Source organism: Deltaproteobacteria bacterium, assembly GCA_016874735.1.
GTDB lineage: Bacteria > Bdellovibrionota_B > Oligoflexia > Oligoflexales > CAIYRB01 > CAIYRB01.
Map to the genome: position 1 here is coordinate 1 of VGTI01000088.1, position 10005 is coordinate 10005.

The following is a 10005-nucleotide window of genomic DNA, read 5'->3' on the forward strand; positions in this document are numbered from 1 at the left end:
TGATCTTAGTTTGCGCTATATTAGCTGCTGCATCGATATCTGCGTCCGTAATGGCGGCACCACTGCTCGCTGCTGTGAGGCGTCCTTGCTGATCGACCGAAATCGTGGCTCTGTTGTAGGTGCCAGGTGTGACGTTGGTGTCGGCGAGATTAATCGTGCCAGTGGCAGTAATCGGCCCACCAGTTAGACCTACGCCGGTATTGATTGATGTGACGCTACCGACAGCGGGCGCAGTCCACGAAGCTAGCCCGTTGGCATCACTGGTGAGGACTTTACCCGCACCGGGCGAGCCACCTTGGATCTTGATTTGACCGACGAGGTCGAGTTTTGCTGAGGGCTCGGTCGAGCCGATGCCTAAGTTGCCGGCATTGACGATGTCTTTGCCGCCTACGTTCCAATTGGCACTTAGGGGCATGGATCCATCACGACGCAGCGCCAACGTATCGACGTAGCTCTTAGATGCGGCATCACTTGGGTCTGCAGGCATGGCAAGACCAGTAAGGGCCTTGCCGTTAATATCGAGGTTACCGCCCAACGTATCTCCCGCTTTGTTGAGCGGTGCAAAGCCTAGAGCATCTTGTTTGGTGTTGAATGTGGTCCAATCAGTAGAACTCAAATAACCAGAAGCCGTGCCGCTAGCCTTAGCGATGCTGATACTTGGTACAGTCCCCGACCCACCGATCGTGATGGGAGCCGCGCCGCTCAGTCCAGTTACAGCTGCTGTAGGCTGAGTGACTAACTGCGTCGCGTCGATTTTTTTCCACGTAAAGCCGCCGCGACCATCACTGGTCATGACGCTACCATCGATAGCTCCGCTGTCCATTTTAATGCGAAGCTTGCCGCTCGTGTCACTGTACTCGAAATGACTCTCGTCCACCGGGATGCGCAGCGCTAGCGGCGTATAGAGAAAGCGCTGGCGGGGATAAGTTTTTCCGGCGGCAATGACTTCGATGTAAACAGCGCTGGTCCCGTTACCAAACACTGCAGCAAGATCAGGACCCGACAGTGGGAGATCAATGGTGAAGACGCCGTTGCTTAAATTGACGCCAGGTTTAGTGATACTGCGGCCGCGCTGCGCGCCGTCAGTGGCAGCACTCCAGAAACTCACATCGATATCTACTGTGCCCTCAACGGGAGCGCCGTTGGCTTGCGTTAGGCGGCCTGAGTAATTCACGCTGAAAGTTTCTTCGCCAGTGGCCACTGTCGATGGCAAGAGAGTTGCCATAAAAAGCATGCCAAAGAGCCACGCCATTTTGCGCCATGCAGCGGCATGTGTCCTTGGTAAGCTGTTATCGCGTGTGCCCATGCAGTCGACCTTAAGGTTTCGAGAGGAGGGTGGAATGTCCCTCTTTTCCCTCAAAAACTTGGTTCGTCTGGGCTTGGGCGGATCTTTAGAATTATTTTTTAGTTCTTGTGATTTTGAGGGGTTGTATTGTGTTGATTGGGCGTGGCTATTGCTTGGTCACGTCAGGTTTCCCCTCATCTGCAAAAAAGCTTAAGTCACTTTCGTCACCGCGGCTCTCAAGCCAGAATTGACAGCTGCCGATATGTATTTACATTATGTATATACGAGGTGCCCAATGGCAAAAACCATGATTTCCATCAGATTAGAAAACTCAGTGCTCGACTGGTTTAAGGCCAATGCTCCCGAGGGATATCAAAAGAAGATCAACACTGTACTGCAGGATTATCAACAACGCTCCGTTATGCAGGCCCAAAAAAACCTTGGTCGTGCACAGCAAATTTTTCTGCAGTATCATGCACGGTGTTTTTGGCATTTGAAAAAAGATCTAGAAATTACTTCTGCGCACATACCGATCATCCAGGAGGGACTGCGCAAATTCGGTGGGCTAGAGGGGATGCGCTTAGCTGCAGAAATTAATTTGGATCTTTAATGAGATCAGTCAAAGGAATCCATTGATGCCAATCACTAAGTTTCAGAAGCAATTACTCCGTATCCTCAGGAACAACCGCAATCCGGACAGTTACGTAGCTGGCGGCGCAGCCATTAGCAGGCATCCAGAGTCTTTGAGATTCTCTGCTGACATCGATATTTTCCACGATGCAGATTTAGCCGTGATTACTGCATACGAAGCTGACCGACAAGCTTTGATTGAGGCGGGTTACACGGTTGATACTCATATTTCGCAGCCAAGCTTTTTTCGAGCAACCGTCTCCAAGGGATCAGAGCAGGTTAAGTTGGAGTGGGTACGAGATACGGCATTTCGATTTTTTCCCGTTATCGAGGACGATGACCTTGGTTATCGCCTGCACGACGTTGATTTGGCTATCAACAAGTGTTTAGCCTTAGCTAATCGTTCGGAAGTGCGTGATGCACTGGACTGCCTCGAACTAGACCGCGATGTACTGTCACTTGCCGCCACAGTATGTGCCGCATGCGGCAAAGATCCCGGATTCACGCCTGAGCTGATGTTCGAAATGATCCAAAGACATATCAATTTCAGTCCCGACGCACTTGCTGCAGAATCACTCGCCCGCCCGATCGATCCTAAAAAACTAAAAAAGGACTTACTAGCTTTAATCGACCGGTCGCGTGATGCTTGTGCCGATGTGCCACCTGCCGACCTTGGCTTTGTTTTTCTCGATAAAGCCGGGCAAGTGATTAAGGACATAAAGGGATTAGATATAAAAAAAGCTTTTCATCACTCTGGTAGCGTCAAAGGCAGCTGGCCCCGTATCTGTTCGAGGTCATGAATCCCTATGCGGACACGAGTGAACCAGCCAGTTACTATCATGATTTCCGGAGGATTAGTGTTGACCCAGCCTCTCCCTCAGCTCCCGTGCCGTCCCATGTCCCGGAGCAATTTTCAGCGCCTCATCACAGGCAGCGATGGCGGCAGCAAAATTCTGGCGCTGCGCCTGCAGACGGCAAAGATAAACCCACAGGTCTGGATCAGGATCGGCCGTTGCGACACCGTTTTGCGCGATGGCGATGGCTTCGGCTGGACGCCCTTGCATGAAAACTGCATGTGCTAGGTTGGCGTGTCCTGGCGCGTAGCGAGGATCTATGGAGATGACTTCACGCAACTCCTTAGCGGCCGTGTTGTAGTCGCCCCGCTTACTGGCGGCTCCGGCGAGATTAAAGTGTGCGCGCACGTGCTGCGGATCGATACGGATCGCTTCCTGATAGGCCGCGGTAGACTCCGTAAATTTTGCTTTCTTGTCGAGGACGGTGCCCAGGTTATACCAAACAAAAGCCGAATGAGTTGTGCGCTCCTTAGTTGCACGCCAAATGCCCTCCTCCGTGCTGTAATCTTTGGCTTCATCAAAGGTGAGGATAGCCAGGCCAATCATGACGGGTGCGGCGAGCCACCGCAACTTTGTCACCTTGGTGCTGAGTTCCCCGGTCAACGGTAGTGTGAGCGTATACGCGAGCGCTAGGACCATGCCAACGTTGGCAAAGTAAGCATAATGATCGGCAACTGTAGTGACCCGCATATACTGACTCGGCATGATCCCGATCGCCGGCAGTAGTGCTAGGGCATAGAGCGCTGCACCCAGATACATTCCCCGTAATTGGTGGCGTCGTCGGTAGATTACAACGCCAATTAGCCCTAGGCAAAGTGCTGCAGCGATGCTCGCACCTAAGCTTAAGTCCAGCGGTCTAGGTTCATGCACAAATGCTGTGTAGGTAGGGATAAAGAAGCCGCGCAGATAGGCCAACATACTTCCCGGTATGTCTACTAGTCTTGCAGCCAGCGGTTTTACATTGGAAACGGCGTGACGATTGACAAATGCAGCTAGTCCCGTGGCCAAAGATGCCGTGCCCATCATCAGGATCACTGGTGTGACGGGCTTGCGCTCGCGGCGTCCAACGAGCCATAACCATAGAGGCAAACTAACGACCGATGCTTTGGCCGCTAGGGCCAGAGTGAACACGATCACCGCGCCGATATACCGACTCTCGAAGTAGAGTAGGCTTGCCGCCAGAGCTATTAGAGTCGCGAGCAGGGTCTTACTCTGGACGATCCAAGCGACTGCTGCGACATTCTGCGGATGTACGAGAAAGGCGAGTCCAGCCAAAGCGCCTACCCAACGTGGCGCGGATCTAAAAAGACGCCACGTCAGCTGGGCGATCAGCGTAGCAACACCTGCGTGCAGTGCTACGTTGACAAGATGATAGGGCAGTGTGTTCTCGCCAAATAGGCGCCAAGCTACCCAGTACCAAGTATAGGTGAGTGGATAGTAGTCAATCTGATCGAGCCGCGTCCAGAAGAGCCACGGCGACGCAGTCGTGGTGATCCATGGGTTTTGGGTGATGTAGCCCCAATCGTCTAGGATAAGCTCGCCGCGTAGTGCTGGCGCATAAAGTGCCAGAGCGGTCACGAGATAGACCAGTGGCAAGATCGACCTACGAACTAGATGGGACATGGCGCCTATCTCCGTCTCCGCACTAGGCTCAATTGATAAATTCAGACATAATCTGAGCAGCATCTGCAACCGAGGTCAATCTAACTAGTCGGAGTCGGCTATGTATCAGCTAGTCCGTTGTGGTCTGATGTCTATTGCAATTGGCGGCAGTCTCTTGGCGTGCAAGACTACTGGGCGCAGCGGATCTGATCCCAAGGTGATTGGTGGTAGTCGCGTGGTGGCGGCACAGCCTTATATAGTCGGACTCTCGGAAGAGGTGAGTAAGGGCAGTTTTTTTTGCGGCGGCACTTATCTCGGTGGCAACGTCGTCCTCACGGCGGCTCACTGCGTGGCTAATCTCAGTGGGCAGATTTATGCATCGATCGGTGTAGCCAGCGCTGAGGCGGCTCTTAAGGCGTCGTTTATCAAGGTCGTCGGTGTTGTCGTGCATCCGGACTGGGGGCGTGTCGGGGACCGCGACGGAGACGTCGCCCTGCTTTTTCTTGATAAGACGGCGACGGGCCTACCCGCTGATCCAGGGATCGAGCTCGAACGCGTAGGCGCATTGGCTGGCGGCGAGACGCTGACCGCCATCGGTTACGGCAATATTAGTTCGATCGGCATCGTCATACCTGGCGATCTCAGGCAAACCGATCTTCAGCCCGTGGCACTAAACGACTGCCGGGCAAAGTCAACCTTCTACAAAGCCCTCTCAGAGCGCCAGATGTGTGCGGCAGGAGCCACCGACGGCCAAGATGCGTGCAACGGTGATTCTGGAGGTCCGCTTATCGTCAAGCGCGCCGGTAAGCCCGTCTTGGTTGGTGTCATCAGCTTTGGTGATGGTTGCGGTCAACGTCTGAAACCCGGTGTCTATGCACGCGTTGCTGCATTTGCTAAATGGATCGATGACACCATCGCTGCGCACAAGGCCGAGCCGGCCGTTTTGCAGGGTGGCGAACCAGCCGCCATGCTCGGGCACATGATCCAAAAATATTGCTACGCGCAAGAACCAGTGATCAATCAATCGGTGTCGACCATCGGCACCGTGACGATTCAGCGCCTTGCCAAACCCAGTGCCACCTACAAGCAGGTCGCCGATGCCGCCGAGTTTTTAGCATCGCGCCGCGACGAGGACGTCAAATCGTGGTGCCAGTTTGAGACCTTCGGTGGCGCCAAACTTGCAGTCGATGTGGTGATGTCAAAGCCGCTACTTTCATCCAAGATAAATCAGCAGCTTTTACTGAAACGCGCCGATACCGGGGCCTACTTATTTGATATTGGCGACGATGCGCGCTATGCCATTGAAAAATGCGCAATCCAGGGCCCACCGGCTATTCAGGCTGTATCCTATACGACGACGGATCAGGGGTTCTTCGTCGGGACCGATCAGGGTGTTTATAAGGGGAAATTTTCAAGTAAAGGTGCTAACGGCCTGACCGACACCCTAGAGACCTGTGGATCTGGTGGTACGGAGATTAAACTGTACAGTAGCGCCGATCATACGCTTTTGACTTTGAGACTAAAGTTAGGACGGTGGGCGAGCGAGCAGTGGGTGGAGCTCACGAAACTCCCAGATCAGCCCCAGGTCGATGCGTCCTTGGTGACTTTGGCCAGTGGACGCCATACGTTGACTTTGGCCAATCATTCGCCTGTCGGTCTCTTTAGCTGGGAGCTTAGTTGTCCCTTTGACTTCACACTCACGTCTAAAGATCACCGGACCTTTAAGGCGCGGCTGGGATCTGATCTACGCTATAACCTGCGCTTTGAGCATCCGGCTCAGTCGCTCGCACAGCTTGAGGTAGGCAAACAAATGCAGTTTGGTATGGACGCACCCTCTATAAATACCCTTGAAATATTGAGTGAGGCCGACAGTGGCTGCAAAATCAACGGATCGAGTCCCGTTATCCTCCAGTAAGGTAGATGAGCCCTATGATCGATGATCAGCAGTTGCGCGTCGCGCAGTTAGTCGCTTGCTGTTTTATGACTGGCCTGATTTGGGTCATTCAGCTCGTGCATTATCCTAGTTTTAGTTATGCGGCACGGGAGTCGTTCACGGCTTTTCATGCCTTTCATGCGACGCGGATCACCTGGATCGTCGGACCGGTGATGACGCTCGAGCTAGTCACGGCAGTGGCCCTTTGTCTCTCCGGGGCGTCGAGCCCCTTTTGGTGGCTCAATCTCGGTGGAGTGCTGGCAATTTGGGCAAGTACAGCCTTCCTAAGCGTTCCTTACCATAACCAGTTAGCTGAGGGTTTTAATGCGGAAGCAGCCAACGCTCTTGTTACCACCAACTGGCCACGGACGGTGCTTTGGACTGTGCGCATGCTTGCTATGGCGGTTGTCATGGCAAGACCTTGATACCCGCGGTCTTGGCAGGACCTTAACATGACAAAAACCGTGAGAAAAATATTGTCATGCCGGCAGCCATTGAGTAGAGCTTTTGACTCCAGCCCATGCGAGGACCCGGTATGAGCAAATACACGCAGCGCGAGGCGATCACGGTCAGTCAAATTCTACAGGCCAAGGCCGCAGGCAAGAAGATTACCTGTGTCACCTGTTACGATGCCGCTTTTGCGCGGCTCATTGAGGCCACTGGCGTCGATCTAGTGCTGGTCGGGGACAGTCTCGGCAATGTGATCTTAGGTCACGATAATACGATACCGGTTACTATCAACGACATGATCCACCACACGGCAGCCGTTGCCCGTGTGCTGAAACGCCCTTTTATTTGTGCCGACATGCCGTTCCTCAGTTACAATTTATCGGTGGAGCAGGCCCTAACCAACGCGGGCCGGCTGGTGCAAGAGGCTGGCGCTCAGGCCGTAAAGGTCGAGGGTGGAGCAGCCATCGCGCCGCAGGTCCGAGCCATGGTCCAGGCTGGGATACCCGTGATGGGCCATCTCGGACTGACGCCGCAGAGCGTCCACGCTATGGGCGGCTACCGCGTCCAAGGTCGGGGAGACGAGGCGGCTAAGCGCATCATGGATGACGCCTTGGCTTTGCAGGAGGCGGGCATATTTTCTTTGGTTTTAGAGATGGTGCCGGCGGAGCTAGCTGGGCGGATCAGCGCTGCACTTAAGATTCCGACGATTGGCATTGGGGCTGGACCCAAATGTGACGGTCAGATCCTGGTGTTGCATGATTTGCTTGGTTTTGATGAGGAGTTTAAGCCCAAGTTTTTAAAAAAGTATGCTAACTTGGGCAAGGTCGTCAAAGACGCTCTAACAGCCTACGACGAGGATGTTAAGGGCGGCACCTTCCCGGCGGCCGAGCATAGCTTTAAGGATTAGGTTTTAGGGATCAGATTTTAAAGATCAGAGCTGAGCCATTTGACTTATCGAGGCACAGCCAGCCAATTTGAGTAAAGAGTCCATGTCTACGAAACGTGATTATTACGAAATTTTGAGCGTCGAACGCACTTGCACTGAGGTCGAGATCAAGGCGGCCTACCGCAAAGCCGCCTTGAAATATCACCCGGACCGCAACCCTGGCGATCAAGAGGCAGAGATTAGGTTTAAGGAGGCTTCCGAGGCCTACGAGGTCCTAAGCGACGGCCAAAAGCGGGCGACCTACGATCGGTTCGGACATGCGGGACTCTCGGGGCAGGGCTTCCAGGGCTTTCAGGATGTTGGTGATGTATTCTCAAGTTTCGGGAGTATTTTTGAGGAGTTCTTCGGCTTTAGCGGTGGTGGTCGTCCAGGTGGTGGCCGCGGTCGCCGTGGTGCCGACCTACGTTACGACCTGACGATTGAGTTTGAGGATGCCGTCCGCGGTATCGAGAAAGAGCTAGAATTCGAGCGCGCCAACGAGTGCGACGCCTGTCATGGATCCCGTGCTGAGGAAGGTGGCAAGCAAACTTGCCGTACCTGCGGCGGTGTCGGTCAAGTCCGGCGCAGCCAAGGATTCTTTGCGATCCAAACGGCATGTCCAGCCTGCCGCGGTGAGGGTGAGACTATCACCAAACCGTGCAAGCCCTGTGGCGGGCGTGGCGTCCAGATGGAGAAGAAGAAGCTCTCCGTTAAGATCCCTGCCGGTGTGGACACAGGTCTCAGACTCCGCGTCGGCGGCGAGGGTGAGTCGGGCAGCGGGGGCGCACCCTCGGGTGACCTTTACGTAGTCCTGCACGTGAAGGAGAGTAAACTGTACGAGCGCGACGAGGACGATCTCGTACTGCGTCGTGGCATCGGTATGGCGCAGGCAGCCCTTGGTAGCAAGCTCATCATTCCCACTCTCGACGGTGACAAGACGATCGATGTCCCAGCCGGTGTGCAGCATGGGCATAGGATCACGATACCTGGTGCCGGCGTGCCGCATCTCAAAGGCATAGGCCGCGGCGATCTCCACGTGCAGTTTGAGGTGGTGGTGCCGCGCAAGCTGAGCAAGGAGCAGAAAGAACTGCTCGAACGCTTTGCCCAAATCTCAGGCGAGGATGCCGGTGGTCATGGCAGCGGCTTTTTCCAAAAAATCTTTGGTGACTGATTGCTGAGCGAGCTACTTGCCGCACTACTTACCGGCGAGTAGCCGCTTATTCCAATCAAGCACGGATTTAAGCTCGATGGCGTCGAGGTTGCGGACGTTGTAGTGGTAACGTTGGAACATAGCCTCCTCCGTCACCTCCTCAAGCTTGCCCTTGCGTGTGATCTGTAATCCCTTGAGCTCACCCATGAGATCGTTGCTCAGGAATAGCGTCGCCGACCCGTCGTTAAACTTATGGTGCATCGATACGACGTTGTAGAAGTTGCGGTCAATTTTGCAGTTCTTGCAAAACTTCCACTGGTGCCGCTTGATACCCTCGGCCGTATTGCGCTCGGTGCAAGTCTCACAAAACTCGGTGACGCGGAAGTGTTTGGACACCAGATATTTGAAAGCAAGCTTACGCCGTAGCTCACGGTCATTGGCCATACTGAGAAAGAGCTGATTTTTAAGATCGAACAGCTTTTTGCGCTCATCCACCGTCTCCGACTTCTTGGCGTGGCTGGTCAGCATGAGAGCATTGAGAAAGCGGTAATTAATGATGCGCTCCGCCTTTTCCATATTGGCGAAAGCCTCAAAAAGCGCCTCATACCGACGAAAAAGTCCAGACAGCTCACGATGAGAATTACGTACCAGCACCAACTCGCCAGCAAACTGCAGCTTCAAGCTCTCACGCGGCAGCCTCTTAGCAGGTTTGCGCTCATTAGTGTCTTCGGCAGCCTGTTTAGACTTATCGGCGCGGGCTTGGGTCACTAGTCTAAATCCTCGCTCAAAGCATCATCAGATCACAAAAATCTATCACTTGCAGGCGTCCTAAGCAAACACTGCCGCAACTTGTTAACTCGATCATGCGTGATGTCCGCGTCACGACCCTTCATTGCCGCGGAATCCCTCAACAGGACTCACGTTGCTAGCGATCCAGGCTGGAAATAAACCTGCCACCACGGCGATCACCAAACTAACGACGCCGACGACGGCATAAACCCACCATTCATACGACACAGGCAAGCGTGCCAACAAATAGAGATCAGGCAAATCGACAAACTGGTAGCGCTCCAAGATGGCGCTAATAGCCATGGCCAGTACCATGCCTATGAGGCCACCAATGATGCCGATGTAGACGCCCTGCTTGATAAACAGCGTCAACACTTGGCGATTGGT

General features: G+C 53.9%; 9 protein-coding genes and 1 pseudogene. 6 read left to right on the forward strand and 4 right to left on the reverse strand.

Annotation, left to right across the window (positions count from 1 at the left end; all coding sequences use genetic code 11):
• A pseudogene (locus tag FJ146_18145) lies at window positions 1-226 on the reverse strand (hypothetical protein).
• A gap of 1306 nt (window positions 227-1532) precedes the next feature.
• On the opposite strand from FJ146_18145, the gene FJ146_18150 reads away from it, so the two are divergent.
• Together FJ146_18150 and FJ146_18155 are read left to right on the forward strand one after the other, a co-directional pair.
• Complete coding sequence (locus FJ146_18150; protein MBM4253893.1) at window positions 1533-1895, forward strand: BrnA antitoxin family protein; 363 nt, start codon at window positions 1533-1535, stop codon at window positions 1893-1895.
• A 25-nt stretch (window positions 1896-1920) separates the two neighbouring features.
• Entirely contained in the window at window positions 1921-2715 is a 795-nt protein-coding gene (locus FJ146_18155; GenBank protein ID MBM4253894.1) for a hypothetical protein, read from the forward strand.
• A 54-nt stretch (window positions 2716-2769) separates the two neighbouring features.
• On the opposite strand, the gene FJ146_18160 is transcribed toward FJ146_18155, so the two are convergent.
• The gene (locus FJ146_18160; protein MBM4253895.1) at window positions 2770-4455 is read right to left on the reverse strand and encodes a tetratricopeptide repeat protein; all 1686 of its coding nucleotides are present in this window, start codon (window positions 4453-4455) and stop codon (window positions 2770-2772) included.
• A 37-nt stretch (window positions 4456-4492) separates the two neighbouring features.
• Between FJ146_18160 and FJ146_18165 the strand changes: the two genes are divergently transcribed.
• The 4 genes from FJ146_18165 to dnaJ all read left to right on the forward strand — a co-directional run bounded on the left by FJ146_18165 (window position 4493) and on the right by dnaJ (window position 8850).
• Window positions 4493-6286 carry a serine protease gene (locus tag FJ146_18165; protein ID MBM4253896.1) on the forward strand — a complete coding sequence of 598 codons (1794 nt, stop codon included), beginning with the start codon at window positions 4493-4495 and terminating at the stop codon, window positions 6284-6286.
• A gap of 14 nt (window positions 6287-6300) precedes the next feature.
• Window positions 6301-6729 (forward strand): hypothetical protein, encoded by a 429-nt coding sequence (locus tag FJ146_18170; protein ID MBM4253897.1) that lies wholly within the window; start codon window positions 6301-6303, stop codon window positions 6727-6729.
• Between the two features lie 110 nt (window positions 6730-6839).
• Window positions 6840-7661 (forward strand): 3-methyl-2-oxobutanoate hydroxymethyltransferase, encoded by an 822-nt coding sequence (panB, locus tag FJ146_18175; GenBank protein MBM4253898.1) that lies wholly within the window; start codon window positions 6840-6842, stop codon window positions 7659-7661.
• 82 nt (window positions 7662-7743) lie between these two features.
• Window positions 7744-8850, forward strand: a complete 1107-nt coding sequence (gene dnaJ / locus FJ146_18180) for a molecular chaperone DnaJ (protein ID MBM4253899.1) — start codon at window positions 7744-7746, stop codon at window positions 8848-8850.
• Window positions 8851-8874: 24 nt separating this feature from the next.
• On the opposite strand, the gene FJ146_18185 is transcribed toward dnaJ, so the two are convergent.
• Together FJ146_18185 and FJ146_18190 are read right to left on the reverse strand one after the other, a co-directional pair.
• The gene (locus FJ146_18185) at window positions 8875-9597 is read right to left on the reverse strand and encodes a hypothetical protein (GenBank protein ID MBM4253900.1); all 723 of its coding nucleotides are present in this window, start codon (window positions 9595-9597) and stop codon (window positions 8875-8877) included.
• Between the two features lie 111 nt (window positions 9598-9708).
• The coding region (locus tag FJ146_18190) for an FtsX-like permease family protein (GenBank protein ID MBM4253901.1) at window positions 9709-10005 on the reverse strand (297 nt) is incomplete at its 5' end.

Excerpts from the sequence above, each read along its gene's own strand:
- FJ146_18165 (MBM4253896.1), top strand. The coding sequence starts at position 4,493 with ATGTATCAGCTAGTCCGTTGTGGTCTGATGTCTATTGCAATTGGCGGC.
- FJ146_18155 (MBM4253894.1), top strand. The coding sequence starts at position 1,921 with ATGCCAATCACTAAGTTTCAGAAGCAATTACTCCGTATCCTCAGGAAC.
- dnaJ (MBM4253899.1), top strand. The coding sequence starts at position 7,744 with ATGTCTACGAAACGTGATTATTACGAAATTTTGAGCGTCGAACGCACT.
- FJ146_18160 (MBM4253895.1), bottom strand. The coding sequence starts at position 4,455 with ATGCTGCTCAGATTATGTCTGAATTTATCAATTGAGCCTAGTGCGGAG.
- panB (MBM4253898.1), top strand. The coding sequence starts at position 6,840 with ATGAGCAAATACACGCAGCGCGAGGCGATCACGGTCAGTCAAATTCTA.
- FJ146_18170 (MBM4253897.1), top strand. The coding sequence starts at position 6,301 with ATGATCGATGATCAGCAGTTGCGCGTCGCGCAGTTAGTCGCTTGCTGT.